Below are 17,192 nucleotides of genomic sequence, written 5' to 3' on the forward strand. Positions count from 1 at the left end.
AGCGCGGCGCACGCCGGGGGCCGGGACAGCGGGCCGCGGATGGTGCCGCGAAATCCACTGGGGCGGAGAAGGATCGGGGATCGGCCGGAAAGCGTCCCCGGCGCGCCGCGAGCGTGGATCCCGTGCGCGAGGTCGCGCTCGAGGTGCTGCGGGCGGTGCGCGAGCGCGACGCCTACGCGAACCTCGTGCTGCCCGGACTGCTTCGCGACCGGCGCATCTCCGGCCGGGACGCGGCGCTGGCCACCGAGCTCGCCTACGGCGCCTGCCGGACCAAGGGGCTGCTCGACGCGGTGATCGCGCACGGCGCGGGCCGCTCGGTCGACGAGATCGACGGACCGCTGCTCGACATCTTGCGGCTCGGCGTCTACCAGCTGCTGCGCACCCGCATCGGCGCGCACGCGGCCGTTGACACGTCGGTGGCCTTGGCGAGGGCTGAATTCGGCGCGGGCAAATCGGGTTTCGTGAACGCGGTGCTGCGGCGGGCGGGCGAGAAGTCCGCCGCGGAGTGGGTCGAGACGCTGGCCCCCGCCGATCCGGTGGGACGGCTGGCCTTCGAGTACGCGCACCCGGCTTGGATCGCTCAGGCGTTCGCCGACGCGCTCGGCGAACGCGCGGGCGAACTGGGCGACCTGCTCGCCGCCGACGACGAACGGCCGGTCGTGCACCTGGTCGCGCGTCCCGGCGAGATCACCGCCGAGGAACTGGCGCTGGTCACGGGTGGCGAAGAGGGCCGCTGGTCGCCGTATGCCGTGTACCTCGAAGGCGGTGATCCAGGACGGCTGGAGCCGGTGCGCGAAGGTATGGCCGCGGTGCAGGACGAGGGCAGCCAGCTCGTGGCGCTGAGCCTGACCCGCGCGCCGCTGGAGGGCCCGGACGGCGGTCGCTGGCTCGACCTGTGCGCCGGACCGGGCGGGAAGGCGGCGCTGCTCGGCGCGCTCGCGGCGATCGACCGCTTCCAGCTGGACGCCGTCGAGCCCGCCGAACACCGCGCCGAACTGGTGCGCAAGGCCGCCCACGACCTTCCGGTGCGGGTGCACGTCGTCGACGGTCGTGACAGCGGTCTGGAGCCCGGCTACGACCGCATCTTGGTCGACGCGCCGTGCACCGGCCTCGGCGCGTTGCGGCGCAGGCCGGAAGCGCGCTGGCGGCGCAGCCCCGCCGACGTGCGCGACCTGGTCGTGCTGCAACGCGAATTGCTCACCGCCGCATGGGATCTGCTCCGTCCCGGCGGCGTGGTGGTGTACTCGACCTGCTCGCCCCACCTGGCCGAGACCGTGTCGATCGTCGCCGACCACGTCCGCCGCACGGGCGCGGTCGAACTCGACACCCGCGAGTTGCTTCCCGGCGTCACCGACGTCGGCGACGGCCCCGCCGCGCAGCTGTGGCCGCACCGCCACGGCACCGACGCCATGTTCATGGCGGCGCTGCGTAAGCCGATCTGAGGAAACCGATTCGAGGCGAGCCGGGCCGGAGGTGAACCGGCGCTGTGCGAACCGGCCGGGGTGAGCCAGCCCGGGGTGAACCAGCTCAGGGTGAACCGGCCGGGGTGAACCGGCACGAGGTGATCGCGCCGGTTCCATCCGTCCAATCCGCCGGGGCCCCGCGCGACGCACACTGGTCGCATGACTCTGACGTGGCAAGACGTGGTGGCGATCGCGACCGAGCTCCCTGCGGTCGAGGAGTCGACATGGTGGCGCAGCCCCGCGTTGAAGGTGGGCGGCAAGGGGTTCGCGCGTCTGCGCTCGGAGGCCGAGGGCGGGCTCGTGCTGCTCTGCGAGATGGCGGAGAAGGAGGCGTTGCTCGCCGCGGGCGATCCGGCCTTCTACACCACGCCGCACTACGGCGGCTACCCGTACATCCTCGTCGACCTCGACCGGATCGCGCCGGATCAGCTGCGTGAACTGATCGACGCCGCCTGGTGGCTGTCGGCGCCGGCGAAGATCCGCGAACAGCGCGCGGCGGGCCGACCCGTCAGTCCCGGCTCGACAGCTCCCGCAGCCGGGCAAGGGTTTTCGCCAGGATGCGCGAGACGTGCATCTGGGAGATGCCCATCTGCTTGGCGATCTGGGTCTGGGTCATGGATTCGAAGAACCGCATGGTGAGGATGCGGCGTTCCCGTTCCGGCAGCCCGGCCAGCAGCGGCCGGATGGCGACGTACTCCTCCACCCGGTCGAACTGGGATTCCTCCTCGCCGAGGGTGTCCAGCAGCGAGGCCTCGGTGTCGCGGCCGAGCGCCGCGGCGTCGATGGAGCTGGGCTGATAGGCGTTGCCCGCGATGACGGCCTGGGTCACCTCGTCGGGATCGACGTCGAGTTCCGCCGCGATCTCCTTGGCGGTGGGGGAGCGGCCGAGGGTCTGCGAGAGCGTGTCGATGGCCGACCCGATGCGCAGGTGGGTCTCCTTGACCCGGCGCGGCACCCGCATGGCCCAGGTGTTGTCGCGGAAGTAGCGCCGGACCTCGCCCATGATGGTCGGCACCGCGAACGAGAGGAAGTTCGATCCGCGCGAGATGTCGAAACGGTCCACGGCGTGCACCAGGCCGACCCGCGCCACCTGCGTGAGGTCGTCGAACGGTTCGCCGCGGCCGCTGAACTTGCGCGCGATGTGGTCCGCGAGCGGGATGCAGCGGCTGATCAGCTCGGCGCGCACCGCGGCATGCCCCGCGGTGCCCGGTTCGGCCGCGCCGAGCCGCTCGAACAGCGCGTTCAGATCGTCGTAGCCGGTGACCGAACCGGCCTCCGCCACGGCTTCCGCGTCCTCGGCGGCGTCGGTGACCTCGGCTTCGGCTTCCTCATCGCGGTCCTGATCGAACACGGTGTCCTCGTCCGCCACTACGCCTTCCCCCGGACCCGACGGAACTCCACCGTCGTCGGATATCCGGAGACCGCCGCGTCGTACGAATTCTGGGTCGCTTCCACCGCGTCGGTGAGCGTCCGCAGCACATGCCAGCCGAAGCTGCGCTGATCGGGTAGCCCCTCGGTCTCGGCCACACCGGTGACCTCGACCAGCAGCTCGGCCTCACCGATGGTGAATCGGCAGTCCAGGCTGGTGCCCGCCGCGGCGAGCGCGATGAGGGTCGAGCACACCTCGTCCACGGCCAGCCGGATGTCGGCCACTTCGTCCAGGGTGAAATCGCTGAGCAAAACGAGAGTTTCGGCGAGCCCGCGCACGATGGGCAGCTGTGTGACCGATGCGGCCACCCGAATCTCCACCGGGGTGCTGTAGAGCCCCTGTTCCGCCGAAATGTTGATCACTCTGCACAGGCTACCCACTGAAGGCCGCCGACAATCACCGATTCCCTGCGGTACGGCATGTGATCCGGGCTCGGTACACTCCCGGGCTGTGTCCTCTCCGACGTTTTCCCGCCCTGGCCAGCCGATGATCGCGCCGTCCATCCTGTCCGCCGACTTCGCCCATCTCGCGGACGAGGCCCGCCGGGTGGAAGGCTCGGATTGGCTGCACGTCGACGTGATGGACGCCCATTTCGTCCCGAATCTCACGCTGGGCCTTCCGGTGGTGGAGAGCCTGCTGAAGGCGACCGACATCCCGCTGGACTGCCACCTGATGATCGAGGATCCGGGCCGCTGGGCGCCGTCGTACGCCGAGGCGGGTGCGTACAACGTCACCTTCCACGCCGAGGCGACCGACGACCCGATCGCCGTGGCGCGCGACATCCGCGCGGCGGGCGCGAAGGCCGGGCTGTCGGTGAAGCCGAACACGCCGATCGAGCCGTACCTGGAGATCCTGCGCGAGTTCGACACCTTGCTGGTGATGAGCGTCGAGCCGGGCTTCGGCGGGCAGTCGTTCATCGCGCACGTGCTGGACAAGGCGCGCACGGTGCGCAGGCTGGTCGACGCGGGCGAACTGCGGTTGATCGTGGAGATCGACGGCGGCATCAACGCCGAGACCATCGAGCAGGCGGCCGAGGCGGGGATCGACTGCTTCGTGGCGGGCTCGGCGGTCTACAACACGGCCGATCCCGGCGCCACCGTCGAGGTGCTGCGGCGGCAGGCGGCCGCCGTCCGGCACTGAGCGCCGCCGCGACTGGCCGCGGCGACGCGGTCGAATTCGGTTACAGTGCGCGCTTTTTCGGCGCCCCGATGGCGAGCGTCGCCTCGATGACCACGTTCAACGGCGGCATCGTCGTCGCGCTCGCGGGCGGCCGTACCCAGACTCGATAACCGGTGCGCTCGTCGTCGGGCGAGGGCAGCACCACCTGGCTTCCGGTGCATGCCACCGTCGCGTAGAGCCGGAAGAGCTCGGCGGAGACGGCGGCGGTGAGCCCGTCGGGTCGTGCGGGGCCGGTGATGAACGTCCAGCGCCGCGCGCGCGGATGGTGGACCACCGGCGCGGCGAACTGTGCCTGATCGAGCTTGTGCTGCACCTGTTCGCCGAGTTCGGCGGGCATGGCGACAGCGCCGAAGTGGGTGCCTATGTGCAGCAGGATGTGGCGTGCCGTGGGATCGATCGATGCGGTCATGTGGAACTCGCGCCGGTACTGTAGGCAGCGGACTTCCAGTGGCGAATCGATGAACGTGGTCACGCGGCACCCCCATCTGTGTCGAACTCGTGTCGGCCCACTGCGCTTCCGGCTTCCTCGAGTGGTGGATTTCCTTGGTCGAGTTCGGGCGCTGCGTTCCGAACTCGGGCACTGTGTTCGAACTCGGCGATGCGTTCGAGCTCGGGTATTGCGTTGCGCTCGTGCACTGCGGGTCTGACTCGTGTGTTGCGGTTCGAACTTCGGCACTGCCCTGTCGAAGCGGCGGCGGCGGCCTCGTCGAGGCATCCGACGGCTGACTGCGTGAATCGAAAGTTGAACGTCAGGAGTCCGCTACATAACAATATTGCGTCCGTTTCCGGCCCGGCGCAAGAAGTTGGTGTATCTATGTTTCGGCTGGGTATCAGCACGAGTTGGACGTTACGCGGGCCCGGTTGAATCGACCGGCGAACGCATCGGAAATTCCGTTGAACAATTGTCGTCGACCGGGAAACGGAGATATTCCGGTATGACCGTACGGAATTGTTCGAGAAATAATGTCTACAGGTGCTCGCCTGATGCTGGATAAAAGTCTGCCGGGCTGTTTTCGCGGTGTGTCGCAGAATGACGGTTTCGGACGCGGTCCGGGGGCGCAACCGTGCGGGGCAGCTACGACCCGGCGTCGTTAGGCTGGGAGGGCGCCGAACACCGGGAATAGCGTGGGGGTCCCGGCTGTTCCGCAACCGTACGTACACACGCGACAGGGAGTCACGCATGTTCACAGGCATCGTCGAGGAGCTGGGCGAGATCGTCGCCACCGAGCAGCTGGCCGACGCCGCGCGCCTGACCATCAAGGGCAAGCTCGTCACCTCCGATGCGGGACACGGTGATTCGATCGCGGTCAACGGCGTGTGCCTGACCGTGGTCGAGGTCGTGGACGGCGACTCATTCACCGTCGACGTCATGCAAGAGACACTGAACCGCTCCTCCATCGGCGGGCTCGGCACGGGATCGCGGGTCAATCTGGAACGGGCCGCCGCGCTGAACAGCCGCCTCGGCGGACACCTGGTGCAGGGCCACGTCGACGGCACCGGCACCGTGCTCTCGCGCACCCCCTCGGAGAACTGGGAAGTCGTGCGCATCTCGCTGCCGGACGCGATCGCCCGCTACGTGGTGGAGAAGGGCTCGATCACCGTCGACGGCATCTCGCTGACCGTCTCGGGCCTCGGCATCGCCGACGAGCCCGCCGCCGACGGCAACCGCGACTGGTTCGAGGTCTCGCTGATCCCCACCACGCTCTCGCTGACGAATCTGGGCTTCGCGGCTCCGGGGACGACCGTGAACCTCGAGGTCGACGTCATCGCCAAGTACGTCGAACGCCTGCAGCAGCGCGGCTGACCGCGCGGGCGGGTGCGCCGCCGAGGGCGCACGGGACAGGCCTTACTGTAGTGAGGCACCTAATTCGAGATGGAGCACAGCAGACGTGACCAGGTTCGACACCATCGAGCGCGCAGTCGCCGACATCGCCGCCGGTAAGGCCGTCGTAGTCGTCGACGACGAGGACCGCGAGAACGAGGGCGACCTCATCTTCGCCGCGGAGAAGGCCACCCCCGAGTTGGTCGCTTTCATGATCCGCTACACCTCCGGTTACATCTGTGTGCCACTGACCGGTGACGACTGCGATCGCCTCGGCCTGCCGCCGATGTACGCGACGAACCAGGACAAGCACGGCACCGCCTACACCGTCTCGGTCGACGCGCGCGAGGGCATCACCACCGGCATCTCGGCCGCCGACCGCGCCACCACCATGCGCCTGCTCGCCGACGCCGACGCCAAGGCCGACGACCTGACCCGCCCCGGCCACGTGGTGCCGTTGCGCGCCAAGGAAGGCGGCGTGCTGCGCCGTCCCGGCCACACCGAGGCGGCCGTCGACCTGGCCCGCATGGCAGGGCTGCACCCGGCGGGCGTCATCTGCGAGATCGTCAGCCAGAAGGACGAGGGCCACATGGCCCGCACCGAGGAGCTGCGCGTCTTCGCCGACGAGCACGAGCTGGCGCTCATCTCCATCGCGGACATGATCGCCTGGCGGCGCAAGCACGAGAAGCAGGTGGTGCGGGTCGCCGAGGCGCGCATCCCCACCGCGCACGGCGATTTCACGGCCGTCGGCTACCAGAGCATCTACGACGAGGTCGAGCACGTCGCGCTGGTGCGTGGCGACATCAGCGACGGCGAGGACGTGCTGGTCCGGGTGCACTCCGAATGCCTGACCGGCGACGTGTTCGGCTCGCTGCGCTGCGACTGCGGCCCGCAGCTGGACGCGGCGCTGGAGATGGTGGACAGCGAAGGCCGCGGCGTCGTGCTGTACATGCGCGGTCACGAGGGCCGCGGCATCGGCCTGATGCACAAGTTGCAGGCCTACCAGCTGCAGGACTCCGGCCACGACACCGTCGACGCGAACCTCGAGCTCGGTTTGCCCGCCGACGCCCGCGACTACGGCACCGGCGCGCAGATCCTCGTCGACCTCGGTATCCGATCGATGCGCCTGCTCACCAACAACCCGGCCAAGCGGGTCGGCCTCGACGGCTACGGCCTGCGCATCACCGAGCGCGTCCCGATGCCGTTGCGCGCCAACGCCGAGAACCTGCGCTACCTGCGCACCAAGCGCGACCGGATGGGCCACGACCTGATCGGCCTCGACGAGCTCGACCTCGGCGAAACGGCGCAGTGAGCGAAACGGCACAGTGAGCGACCACGGACTCCGGAAAGGCGGAACACGATGAGCGGCACCGGCGTACCCAGCTTCGAGCTGTCGGATGCCAAGGAACTCGAGCTCGGCATCGTCGCCTCGCGCTGGCACACCGAAATCTGCGACACGCTCGTGGCCAATGCCGAGCGGGTGGCGAAGGAGGCCGGCGTGCGGCGCGTGACGGTGGTGCGCTGCGCGGGCGCCATGGAGCTGCCGGTGGTCGCCCAGGAACTCGCCCGCACGCACGACGCGGTCGTCGCCCTCGGCGTCGTGATCCGCGGCGGCACACCGCATTTCGAATACGTCTGCGATGCCGTGACCGCCGGCCTCACCCGGGTCTCGCTCGATGCCGCGACGCCGGTCGCCAACGGCGTGCTGACCACCAACACCGAGGAGCAGGCGCTCGATCGCGCCGGGCTGCCCGGTTCGGCCGAGAACAAGGGCGAGCAGGCCTGCGCCGCGGCGCTGGACGCCGCCCTCACCCTGCGCGCGCTGCGGCAGTCCGCGTAAGTCATGCCGGTCGTCCGCATCTGGAGGAGGAACGACGGCGCGCGACCCGCGGGCGGTGCGGCCGACGCCGACTGGGACCTCGAGGTGCGCCCGCGCCGCGCGGTACTGACGGCGCGGATCGTCGCCGCGCTGATCGTGGCAGTGTTCGCGGTCGGCGGCATCTGGCTGCGCAGCGGCTCGACCGGCGTCAACTTCCGGCTCGCCGACCAGCTCGCGATGATCGCGATCGGCCTGCTCGGCGCGGGCGCGGTGCTGATGCTGACCCGCCCCCGGTTGCGGGTCGGCCCGCGCGGAGTCTCGGTGCGCAACATCCTCGGCGACACCCTGTTCGGCTGGGAACACATTCGCGGCGTCTCGTTCCCGGACCGGAAGTCCTGGGCCCGACTGGAATTGGTCGACGACGACTACGTCCCCCTGCTCGCCATCCGCTCCAACGACAAGGCCCACGCCGCACAGGCGATGGACCGGCTGCGCGAGCTCGGCGCGAAATACACCGAACCGGACGAGCCGAATCAGAACTGACGCACACGATCCGGCGGCGCCCGCGGTGCGCCGGTAGTCTCACGCCATGACGCCAGGCTCGCTCGTCCTCGCCGCCGCTTTCGCCGACGATCCGCTCATGAGCCTGTTCTGGCCGGATCCGGTGCGCCGCCGAAAAGCCTTGCCGCACTTCTGGGATTCCCGCATCGCCTCCCGGCATCGGCGCGGTCTGGTCGACCTCGCGCACGACGACGCCGGCGAGATCGCGGCCGTCGCGCTGTGGGAGCCCGCCGGTGTCGAGTCGCCGATCGCCAAGCCCTTCACCCTCGTGCGGGCGCTTGGACTTGCCTTGGGGAGGGCGCTGCCCGCGGTCCGCAGGATCGACGCCACCCGGCCCGCCGAGCCCCACCTCTATCTCGCCGCGATCGGCACCCGCCCCGACTCGCAAGGGAAGGGGCACGCGACCGCTCTGCTCGAAGCGCGGCTCGGGTCCGGAGCCGAACGGGCCTTCTTGGTGGCGACCCGGTTCGCCAATGTGCCGTTCTACGAGCGGTTCGGCTTCACACGCGACGAGGACCTGCGACTGGGGGACGGTCCGGTGCTGTATCCGATGTCGCTGTCTCGCTGAGCCGCCGCCGGACCGACGCTCAGCGGGTGTCGCCGAGGACCGCGCCCTCGCGCCGCGGGTCCGCGCCGCCGATCAGGCCGGTACCGTCGCGGTGCAGTGCGCTGAGGCCGCTGGATTGAGGTGCGACGGATACCTGGTGACCGAGTTCGCGAAGGCGCAGGACGAGTGGGTCGTGGTCGCCGTTGTCGGTGGCGTTGATGGCGGGGTGTTCGCCGCCGACGCCGGTAGTCGGGGTGTTACCCGCGCCGAAGGAGACCGCCGAGACCGCCTGCTGCGGGTCGAGGCCCCAATCCAGCATGCCGATCAGCGTTTTCACCACGAACTGGATGATCACCGCACCGCCGGGCGATCCCGTGACATGGGTGAGCTCGCCGCGGGCGCCGTCCGGCGCGCGATCGAAGACCAGGGTGGGCGCCATCGAACTGCGCGGGCGCTTGCCGGGTTGCAGCCGGTTCGCGACCGGCGTGCCGTCCGGGTCTGCGGGGTCCGCGGCGAAGTCGGTGAGCTGGTTGTTCAGTACGAAACCGTCGACGAGATGGAAGGACCCGAACGCGGATTCCACCGTGGTGGTCATGGCCGCCGCGTTGCCGTACTTGTCCACCACCGAGATGTGGCTGGTGCCGTGTTCCGGTGGCTGCGGTCCGACGCCCACCGGGACCGGTCCGAAATCGCCCGGCTTGGCGGTTCCCATACTGCGGCCGGGATCGATCAGCGACGCCCGCTGTTTCAGATAGTTCTCGTCGATCAGCGTCTGGGCCGAATTGCCCGGCAGCGGAACGAAGTCGGTGTCGGCAACGTACTTGTTGCGGTCGGCGTAGGCCAGCCGCTCGGCCTCCGAGATCAGGTGCACCGCTTCGGCCTTCGGCTTGCCGCCGTTGCGATCGATGGCCTCGGGTTTCAGCGCGGCCAGATCGAAGTTCGCCAGGATGCCCAGCGTCGCCGCGACCGTGCTGCCGCCAGAGGAGGGCGCTGGCATGCCGCAGATCTCGTGCTCGCGGTAGCCGCTGCACAGCGCCGTGCGCTTCTTCACCTGATAACCGGCGAGATCCTGGGCGGTGAGCAGGCTCGGTGTGCGCCCGCCGGACCCCGCCGTCGCCGCCTCCACGATGTCCGCGGCGATGACGCCGGTGTAGAAGGCGTCCGCGCCGTCCGAAGCGATGGCGCTCAAAGTTTTCGACAGCGCCGGGTTGGTCAGCTTGGCCCCCGCGGGTTTCGGCGAACCGTCGGGCTCGAGGAAGTACTGCTTGGCGGCTTCGTCCCTGGCCAGGTCCCGCGCCGATTCCGCGATCTGGCCCGCGAGCCGTGGGCTGATGGCGAAGCCGTCGTCGGCCAGCGCCACGGCCGGGTCGAACAGCTCGCGCCATCCGGTCTTACCGTGCTCGCGATGCGCGAGCTCCAGCATCCGCAGCACCCCTGGCACGCCGATCGAGCGGCCGCTGGCGCGCGTGTTCGGCTGCGGCTCGGTGCGATCGGCGTCGCTGACCCAGCGCAGATAGTTCTCGGTGGCCGCGGCGGGCGCCACCTCGCGTCCGTCGTAGGCCTCGACGGTTTTGGTAGTTCCGTCGTAGTACAGCAGGAACGCGCCGCCGCCGATGCCGGAGGCCTGCGGCTCCACCAGGCCGAGCACCAGCTGCGCGGTGACCAGCGCGTCCGTCGCGGTGCCACCGTCGTGCAGCACCCGGCAGGCCGCCTCGGTGGCAAGGGGATTCGCGGTGGAGACCGCGTAGGACCCGGTGTGCACCGCGGTCATCCCGCTCCGATATCCGGAGGCGATCTCGGGGTTGGTGCTGAGGTTCTGAGTGGTCGTGCCCGCCGCGGTCGGCGGCGCCGCGAGCACCGGCGTCCCGTTGGGTGCGCTGGTGCATTCGGCGGTTGTCGTCTCCTCGGTCGAGGAACATCCGGTCAGAAGTCCGACCGTGAGCAGCGTGGCCGCGGCGGCTCCGGTCCAAATGTGTCGCGCGCGCGTCATGGCCTGGACTGTAGCCCTCGGGACCGACAGCGGTGCGGCTTTCGGGTGAGGCCGTCGGTTACCCGCCGTCCGAACCGCGCATGCAGGTCGTAAGTTTCCGCTTACGAGAGGATCCGGTGTACTCGTGGTCGGCGGCGCGGTAGTGGTGTTTCGCGCCAAAGGTAGCGCTGGAATCGCCGGTGCCCCTTGCGGTCTCGCGCATCGCCGGGATCGGTGGACGCCCGCCGACGCGTCGGTACCCTGGTCGAATGGATATCGAGGCCGTGCTTTTCGACTTCTCCGGGACGATCTTTCGGCTGGAGGAGGACGAGTCATGGGGTGAGGACCTGATCGGCGCCGAGGGCGCGGATTTCGATGTCGAGGCCAAGGCCGAGATTCTGCGGCGGATGACCGCGCCGGTCGAGCAGTTCATGACCTTCGACGCCGAGGGCCAGCGGGCTTGGGACAACCGGGATCTGGATCCGGCGATGCACCGGCACGCGTACCTGGAGGTGCTGCGCTCCTCCGGTGTGCCGACCGAGGACCAGGCCGAACGGCTCTACGGCAGGTTGATCGATCCGCTGGCGTGGACGCCGTATCCCGACACCGGCGCCGTGCTGGAGTTCCTTGCCGCACAGGGTGTTCCGGTGGGCGTGGTGAGCAATATCGCATTCGACGTGCGGCCCGCGTTCCACGCGCGTGGCTGGGACCGGTACGTCGGCGCGACGGCGCTGTCGTTCGAGTTGGGCGTGGTCAAACCCGAGCCGGGGATCTTCCTCGCGGCGCTGAACGAGCTCGGCGTCGATCCGGCGCGTGCGCTGATGGTCGGCGACAGCGCCCAGGCCGACGGCGGCGCGACGGCGCTCGGTTCGCGCTTCGCCCTGGTCGACCCGCTGCCGACCGGGCAGCGACCCGACGCGCTCGTCGACGCGCTGCGCGCGCACGGGCTTGCCGTGCCGAGGTAGCCGGGCGGCAGGTGGCCGCGCGCCGCGCCGGGACCGGTGCGGGTTGCCAGGAAACCGTGTCCGACCCCGCCTATAGGCTGGTCGAGTGGCAGATCCAGCGAGGTACCGGCCGGCCCCCGGTACGATCCCCGTCGAACCCGGTGTCTACAAATTCCGGGACGCGCACCAGCGGGTCATCTACGTCGGCAAGGCCAAGAGCCTGCGCAGCAGACTGAATTCCTACTTCGCCGACGTGGCGTCGCTGCACCCGCGCACCAAGCAGATGGTCACCACCGCGGCGAGCGTGGAATGGACGGTCGTCTCCACCGAGGTGGAGGCGCTGCAGCTGGAATACAACTGGATCAAGGAATTCGATCCGCGGTTCAACGTGCGCTACCGGGACGACAAGTCCTACCCGGTGCTGGCCGTGACCCTGAACGAGGAATACCCGCGCCTGTTCGTCTACCGCGGCGCGCGCAAGAAGGGCGTACGGTACTTCGGCCCGTACGCGCACGCCTGGGCCATTCGCGAGACACTCGACCTGCTGCTGCGAGTGTTCCCCGCGCGCACCTGCTCGAACGGAGTCTTCAAGCGGCACAACCAGATCGGGCGTCCCTGCCTGCTCGGCTACATCGACAAATGCTCCGCGCCGTGCGTCGGCAGGGTCACCGCCGACGAGCACAGCCGCATCGTGGACGACTTCTGCGACTTCCTCGCCGGGCGCACCGACCGGATGGTGCGTGATCTGGAGCGGCGCATGCACGAGGCCGCCGAGGACCTCGACTTCGAGACCGCGGCCCGGCTGCGCGACGACGTACAGGCGCTGCGCCGCGCGCTGGAGAAGCAGGCCGTTGTGCTCGGCACCGGCACCGACGCCGACGTGATCGCCTTCGCCACCGACGAATTGGAGGTGGCGGTGCAGATCTTCCACGTCCGCGACGGACGGGTGCGCGGGCAGCGCGGCTGGGTTGTGGACAAGTCCGGCGACGCCGTGGACACCGCGTCGGGCGGCGAGGCGGCCGCGCTGGTCGAGCAGTTCCTCACCCAGTTCTACGGCGAGCAGGTCTCCTACGCCGACCAGAGCCCCGACGAGCAGCCGGCCACCGTCGTCCCGCGCGAAGTGCTCGTGCCCGAGCTGCCCGCCGACCACGAGCAGATCCAGGAGTGGCTGAGCAAGCTGCGCGGTTCGGCGGTGCAGCTGCGTGTCCCGCAGCGCGGCGACAAGAAGGCGCTCGCCGAGACGGTGCAGCGCAACGCCGCGGAGGCGCTCGCCCAGCACAAGCTCAAGCGCGCGGGCGACCTCACCTCCCGCTCCCAGGCCCTGCAGGACATCCAGGACGCGCTCGAGCTGGACAGCGCGCCGCTGCGCATCGAATGCGTGGACATCAGCCACGTGCAGGGCACCGACGTGGTCGCCTCGCTGGTGGTGTTCGAGGACGGTCTGCCGCGCAAGTCCGAGTACCGGCACTACGCGATCAAAGAGGCCGCGGGCGGCGGGCGCTCCGACGACGTCGGGAGCATCGCGGAGGTGACCAGGCGGCGGTTCTACCGGCTGCGCAAGGAGCGCGACGAGATCGAACGCGAGGAACTCGACGACGGCGTCGCCTCGCCGCTCGTCGACGCGGGCGCGGTCACCGAACCCGACGACGCCGACGAACTCGAGATCACCTCGCGTCCCGGCATCGACCCGCGCACCGGCCGCCCGCGAAGATTCGCCTACCCGCCCAATCTGTACGTGGTCGACGGCGGCGCGCCCCAGGTCGCGGCCGCCGCCGAGGTGCTGGACGAACTCGGCATCACCGACGTCGCCGTGGTCGGCTTGGCCAAGCGCCTGGAGGAGGTCTGGGTGCCCGGCGAGCCAGATCCGGTGATCATGCCCCGCAACAGCGAGGCGCTGTTCCTGCTGCAACGGGTCCGCGACGAGGCGCACCGCTTCGCCATCACCTTCCACCGCAGCAAGCGCTCACGGCGGATGACCGCCTCCGCGCTGGATTCGGTGCGCGGGCTCGGCGCGGCGCGCCGGACCGCCCTCGTCACTCATTTCGGTTCGGTGGCCAAGCTGAAGGAGGCGACGGTCGAGCAGATCACCGAGGTACCGGGCATCGGCGTGGCGACGGCGAAAGCCGTGCTCGCGGCGCTGCGGGAGGAGTGACAGAACTCGAAATCTCCAGCTCCGGTCCGGCCTGCATATATTCTCGGTACCGTTCCACATGTTCGTGAACCGTCCTCGTGCAGCACGGAGGGTCAGCGCGCATGCCCGATACCGAGTCCGGTGCGGGATGATCGAGAGGCACCTAGACACGGATTCCGGTAGGACATGACACGCGTCGAATCGAACAACAGTGCGGGCAGCCCGCGTGCGGGCAATCAGCTGCGGCAGCAGGTCGAGGTAGTCATCGTGACCGGCTTGTCCGGCGCCGGCCGCGGCACCGCCGCGCGGGTGCTGGAGGATCTGGGCTGGTACGTCGCCGACAATCTGCCGCCCGAGCTGATCGGCAGGCTCGTCGAACTCGGCGCCTCCGCCGATCCGCCGATCCGGCGGTTCGCCCTGGTCATGGACGTGCGCAGCAGATTCTTCACCGGCGATCTCTCGGTCGTCACCGAACAGCTGCGCGCGCTCGGCGTGCGGACCAGGGTGTTGTTCCTCGAGGCCTCCGACGACGTGCTGATCCGCCGGTTCGGATTCGCCCGCAGGCGGCACCCGTTGCAGAGCGAGAGCGCCGACGGCACGCTGTCCGCGGGCATCGCCGCGGAACGGGTGCGGCTCTCCGCCGTGAAGACGGCCGCCGACCTCGTGATCGACACCACCGAGTTGTCCATTCACCAGCTACACCGCAAGCTGGAGGAGGCATACGGCGGCGGTGTGGCCGCAGCCTTGCAGCTGACGGTGCAGTCCTTTGGCTTCAAGTACGGGGTTCCTTTGGACGCCGACATGGTGTTGGATGTGCGTTTTCTACCCAATCCACATTGGATACCGGAACTGCGGGAACACACGGGACAGGAGACGGTGGTCAGCGAGTACGTGCTGTCGCGCCCCGGGGCGACCGACTACCTGCACACCTGCCGCCACCTCGTCGACCTGACGACGAACGGTTACCGCCAAGAGGGGAAGCGATACATGACCGTGGCAGTGGGCTGCACGGGGGGCAAGCACCGCAGCGTGGCGATCGCCGAGGCGCTGGGTGAACTCATCGGATCGGAGTCGGACGGCTCGGCCGACGTCGTGCGGGTCGTGCACCGGGATCTGGGGCGCGAATGACCGGGTGGGAATCGAATCCCGCCATCGTCGCGCTCGGTGGCGGCCACGGTCTGTACGCCACCCTGACGGCGGTGCGGCGGCTGACCAGGAAGATCTGCGCGGTGGTCACGGTCGCCGACGACGGCGGGTCGTCGGGACGACTTCGCGCGGAGCTCGGGGTGCTGCCGCCGGGGGATCTGCGCATGGCGCTGGCCGCGTTGGCCGCCGACCCGGACGGAGTATGGACCCACACCGTCCAGCACCGTTTCGGCGGCACCGGCGCGCTCGCGGGTCACTCGGTCGGCAATCTCATCCTGGCGGGCCTCACCGAGGTGCTCGGCGATCCCGTCGCCGCGCTGGACGAGGTGGCCAAGATGTTGCGCGCCAGCGGCCGGGTGCTCCCGATGTCGCCGATCGCGCTCGATATCGAGGCCGATGTCTCGGGGCTGGAAGCCGATCCGCGGGTCAGCCGCTGCATCCGCGGCCAGGTGGCGGTCGCCACGACGCCGGGCAAGGTGCGGCGCGTGCGGCTCATTCCGTCCGATCCGCCGGCCAGCCCGGAGGCGACCTCGGCCATCGAACACGCCGACGTGGTGGTGCTCGGGCCGGGCTCGTGGTTCACCAGCGTGATTCCGCACGTCCTCGTTCCCGAGCTGCGCGATGCGCTGGTCTACACCAGAGCCAGAAAGGTGCTGGTGCTCAACCTCGCCGCGGAACCGGGGGAGACGGCCGGTTTCTCCGCCGAGCGTCATCTGCATGTATTGTCCCAGCACGCACCGGAATTCGTTGTCGACGAGGTCTTGGTCGATTCCGGCTCGGTGCCGGAGGGCCGGGAACGCGAACATGTTGCCAGGGCTGCCGAACAGTTGCGGGCACGAGTAACCTTCTCCGATGTCGCCGAAGCGGGAACCGACCGGCATCACCCCGGAAAGCTTGCCGCCGCACTGGATCAGCTGATCCGGCAACCTCGGCCGCAAATGGCAGGACTTCGAGTCGAGGGACGGCACATGGGCGCGGATGTGCGGTCCGGGTTGGGTGGAAAGGAGCGCGTCTCGTGGCGATGACAGCCGAAGTGAAAGACGAGCTGAGCAGGCTCACGGTGTCGCAGGTGAGTTCCCGGAAGGCGGAGCTGTCCGCCCTGTTGCGGTTCGCGGGCGGCCTGCACATCGTCGGGGGCCGGGTGATCGTCGAGGCCGAGGTGGACATGGGTTCCATCGCCCGACGGCTACGCCGGGAGATCTTCGAGCTGTACGGCTACGGCTCCGACGTGCACGTGCTCGGCGCGGGTGGTCTGCGCAAGACCTCCAGGTACGTCGTTCGGGTGTCGAAGGAGGGCGAGGCGCTGGCCAGGCAGACCGGTCTGCTCGACGTGCGCGGCCGCCCGGTGCGCGGACTGCCCGCCCAGGTGGTCGGCGGCAGCATCGCGGATGCCGAGGCCGCTTGGCGCGGAGCGTTTCTCGCGCATGGATCGCTCACCGAACCGGGTCGCTCGTCCGCGCTCGAGGTCAGCTGCCCCGGTCCGGAGGCGGCGCTCGCGCTGGTCGGTGCGGCCCGCAGGCTCGGCATCACGGCCAAGGCGCGCGAGGTGCGCGGCACCGATCGCGTCGTGGTACGCGACGGCGAGGCCATCGGCGCGCTGCTGACCAGGATGGGCGCCCAGGACACCCGGCTCACCTGGGAGGAGCGCAGGATGCGCCGGGAGGTGCGGGCCACCGCCAACCGGCTGGCCAACTTCGACGACGCGAACCTGCGCCGCTCGGCGCGCGCCGCGGTCGCCGCGGCCGCCAGGGTGGAGCGTGCGCTGGAGATACTCGGCGACGAGGTGCCCGATCACCTGGCCGCGGCGGGCAAGCTGCGCGTCCAGCACCGGCAGGCGTCCCTGGAGGAGCTCGGTCAGCTCGCCGACCCGCCGATGACGAAAGACGCTGTGGCGGGCCGGATTCGGCGTTTGCTCTCGATGGCGGACCGACGCGCCAAGGAACTCGGCGTGCCCGACACCGAATCCGCCGTGACCGCTGAGCTTCTCGACGAAGCCTGACGGCGCTCGACTCACCACGCGCCCCGAGGGCCGATAACGGCGCTCGGGGCGTGTTGCGTGCGGGCACGCCCGCGCGCTCGGCGGCCGCCAGGCCCGGCCGGATCACCGCGGCGCCGAGCCCGCGGCCCTGACTGTCCGGGTCGACGCCGACGGTGCCGAGGAACTAGAAGGGTTCGGCCGGGT

The 17,192-nt window shown here is 69.8% G+C and carries 16 protein-coding genes and 1 pseudogene; 13 read left to right on the plus strand and 4 right to left on the minus strand.

Features of this window, described 5'->3' with window-relative positions; all coding sequences use genetic code 11:
- The coding region (locus tag NX1_RS33850; protein WP_245668880.1) for an RsmB/NOP family class I SAM-dependent RNA methyltransferase at nucleotides 1-1,442 on the plus strand (1,442 nt) is incomplete at its 5' end.
- A gap of 180 nt (nucleotides 1,443-1,622) precedes the next feature.
- A pseudogene (locus tag NX1_RS35825) lies at nucleotides 1,623-1,949 on the plus strand (MmcQ/YjbR family DNA-binding protein); the annotation flags it as partial.
- 22 nt (nucleotides 1,950-1,971) lie between these two features.
- On the opposite strand, the gene NX1_RS33855 reads toward NX1_RS35825, so the two are convergent.
- Both NX1_RS33855 and NX1_RS33860 read right to left on the minus strand, forming a co-directional pair.
- Nucleotides 1,972-2,832, minus strand: coding sequence for an RNA polymerase sigma factor SigF (locus NX1_RS33855; RefSeq protein ID WP_084501971.1), 861 nt, complete (start codon nucleotides 2,830-2,832; stop codon nucleotides 1,972-1,974).
- Nucleotides 2,832-3,254 carry an ATP-binding protein gene (locus NX1_RS33860; protein WP_068068919.1) on the minus strand — a complete coding sequence of 141 codons (423 nt, stop codon included), beginning with the start codon at nucleotides 3,252-3,254 and terminating at the stop codon, nucleotides 2,832-2,834. Before NX1_RS33860 ends, NX1_RS33855 begins: the two co-directional genes overlap by 1 nt.
- A gap of 124 nt (nucleotides 3,255-3,378) precedes the next feature.
- Between NX1_RS33860 and rpe the strand changes: the two genes are divergently transcribed.
- Nucleotides 3,379-4,032, plus strand: coding sequence for a ribulose-phosphate 3-epimerase (gene rpe / locus NX1_RS33865; RefSeq protein ID WP_068068922.1), 654 nt, complete (start codon nucleotides 3,379-3,381; stop codon nucleotides 4,030-4,032).
- 40 nt (nucleotides 4,033-4,072) lie between these two features.
- Here rpe and NX1_RS33870 read toward each other — a convergent pair whose 3' ends face one another.
- Nucleotides 4,073-4,543 carry a hypothetical protein gene (locus NX1_RS33870; RefSeq protein ID WP_068068927.1) on the minus strand — a complete coding sequence of 157 codons (471 nt, stop codon included), beginning with the start codon at nucleotides 4,541-4,543 and terminating at the stop codon, nucleotides 4,073-4,075.
- A gap of 708 nt (nucleotides 4,544-5,251) precedes the next feature.
- Between NX1_RS33870 and NX1_RS33875 the strand changes: the two genes are divergently transcribed.
- The 5 genes from NX1_RS33875 (at nucleotide 5,252) to NX1_RS33895 (ending at nucleotide 8,841) form a co-directional block, all read left to right on the plus strand.
- Nucleotides 5,252-5,875 (plus strand): riboflavin synthase, encoded by a 624-nt coding sequence (locus NX1_RS33875; RefSeq protein WP_068068930.1) that lies wholly within the window; start codon nucleotides 5,252-5,254, stop codon nucleotides 5,873-5,875.
- An 85-nt stretch (nucleotides 5,876-5,960) separates the two neighbouring features.
- A complete protein-coding gene (locus NX1_RS33880) occupies nucleotides 5,961-7,205 on the plus strand; it encodes a bifunctional 3,4-dihydroxy-2-butanone-4-phosphate synthase/GTP cyclohydrolase II (RefSeq protein ID WP_068068933.1) in 1,245 nt (414 codons plus the stop codon).
- Nucleotides 7,206-7,253: 48 nt separating this feature from the next.
- Nucleotides 7,254-7,733 carry a 6,7-dimethyl-8-ribityllumazine synthase gene (gene ribH, locus NX1_RS33885; RefSeq protein ID WP_068068934.1) on the plus strand — a complete coding sequence of 160 codons (480 nt, stop codon included), beginning with the start codon at nucleotides 7,254-7,256 and terminating at the stop codon, nucleotides 7,731-7,733.
- 3 nt (nucleotides 7,734-7,736) lie between these two features.
- Nucleotides 7,737-8,255 (plus strand): PH domain-containing protein, encoded by a 519-nt coding sequence (locus NX1_RS33890; protein ID WP_068068937.1) that lies wholly within the window; start codon nucleotides 7,737-7,739, stop codon nucleotides 8,253-8,255.
- Nucleotides 8,256-8,301: 46 nt separating this feature from the next.
- The gene (locus NX1_RS33895) at nucleotides 8,302-8,841 is read left to right on the plus strand and encodes a GNAT family N-acetyltransferase (RefSeq protein ID WP_068068940.1); all 540 of its coding nucleotides are present in this window, start codon (nucleotides 8,302-8,304) and stop codon (nucleotides 8,839-8,841) included.
- 19 nt (nucleotides 8,842-8,860) lie between these two features.
- Here NX1_RS33895 and NX1_RS33900 read toward each other — a convergent pair whose 3' ends face one another.
- Nucleotides 8,861-10,810, minus strand: a complete 1,950-nt coding sequence (locus NX1_RS33900) for a gamma-glutamyltransferase family protein (RefSeq protein WP_068068943.1) — start codon at nucleotides 10,808-10,810, stop codon at nucleotides 8,861-8,863.
- A gap of 248 nt (nucleotides 10,811-11,058) precedes the next feature.
- Here NX1_RS33900 and NX1_RS33905 point away from each other — a divergent pair, with 248 nt between their 5' ends.
- The 5 genes from NX1_RS33905 to whiA all read left to right on the plus strand — a co-directional run bounded on the left by NX1_RS33905 (nucleotide 11,059) and on the right by whiA (nucleotide 17,009).
- Nucleotides 11,059-11,754, plus strand: coding sequence for an HAD family hydrolase (locus NX1_RS33905; protein ID WP_068068946.1), 696 nt, complete (start codon nucleotides 11,059-11,061; stop codon nucleotides 11,752-11,754).
- Between the two features lie 85 nt (nucleotides 11,755-11,839).
- The gene (gene uvrC / locus NX1_RS33910; RefSeq protein ID WP_068068950.1) at nucleotides 11,840-13,885 is read left to right on the plus strand and encodes an excinuclease ABC subunit UvrC; all 2,046 of its coding nucleotides are present in this window, start codon (nucleotides 11,840-11,842) and stop codon (nucleotides 13,883-13,885) included.
- Between the two features lie 165 nt (nucleotides 13,886-14,050).
- Nucleotides 14,051-14,992, plus strand: a complete 942-nt coding sequence (gene rapZ / locus NX1_RS33915) for an RNase adapter RapZ (RefSeq protein ID WP_084501972.1) — start codon at nucleotides 14,051-14,053, stop codon at nucleotides 14,990-14,992.
- Nucleotides 14,989-16,035: a gluconeogenesis factor YvcK family protein gene (locus NX1_RS33920; RefSeq protein ID WP_068068952.1), complete on the plus strand. Its 1,047-nt coding sequence runs from the start codon at nucleotides 14,989-14,991 to the stop codon at nucleotides 16,033-16,035. Before rapZ ends, NX1_RS33920 begins: the two co-directional genes overlap by 4 nt.
- Complete coding sequence (gene whiA / locus NX1_RS33925) at nucleotides 16,026-17,009, plus strand: DNA-binding protein WhiA (protein ID WP_068068955.1); 984 nt, start codon at nucleotides 16,026-16,028, stop codon at nucleotides 17,007-17,009. Before NX1_RS33920 ends, whiA begins: the two co-directional genes overlap by 10 nt.
- The last annotated feature ends 183 nt before the right edge of the window (nucleotides 17,010-17,192 follow it).

The sequence above is a fragment of the Nocardia xishanensis NBRC 101358 genome (genome assembly GCF_001613365.1).
Taxonomy (GTDB): domain Bacteria; phylum Actinomycetota; class Actinomycetes; order Mycobacteriales; family Mycobacteriaceae; genus Nocardia; species Nocardia xishanensis.

Bases quoted from the DNA above. Each gene is read 5' to 3' on its own strand.
- ribH (WP_068068934.1), top strand. From the start codon at position 7,254: ATGAGCGGCACCGGCGTACCCAGCTTCGAGCTGTCGGATGCCAAGGAA.
- NX1_RS33900 (WP_068068943.1), bottom strand. From the start codon at position 10,810: ATGACGCGCGCGCGACACATTTGGACCGGAGCCGCCGCGGCCACGCTG.
- NX1_RS33920 (WP_068068952.1), top strand. From the start codon at position 14,989: ATGACCGGGTGGGAATCGAATCCCGCCATCGTCGCGCTCGGTGGCGGC.
- rapZ (WP_084501972.1), top strand. From the start codon at position 14,051: ATGACACGCGTCGAATCGAACAACAGTGCGGGCAGCCCGCGTGCGGGC.
- NX1_RS33905 (WP_068068946.1), top strand. From the start codon at position 11,059: ATGGATATCGAGGCCGTGCTTTTCGACTTCTCCGGGACGATCTTTCGG.
- NX1_RS33890 (WP_068068937.1), top strand. From the start codon at position 7,737: ATGCCGGTCGTCCGCATCTGGAGGAGGAACGACGGCGCGCGACCCGCG.
- NX1_RS33875 (WP_068068930.1), top strand. From the start codon at position 5,252: ATGTTCACAGGCATCGTCGAGGAGCTGGGCGAGATCGTCGCCACCGAG.
- rpe (WP_068068922.1), top strand. From the start codon at position 3,379: ATGATCGCGCCGTCCATCCTGTCCGCCGACTTCGCCCATCTCGCGGAC.
- NX1_RS33895 (WP_068068940.1), top strand. From the start codon at position 8,302: ATGACGCCAGGCTCGCTCGTCCTCGCCGCCGCTTTCGCCGACGATCCG.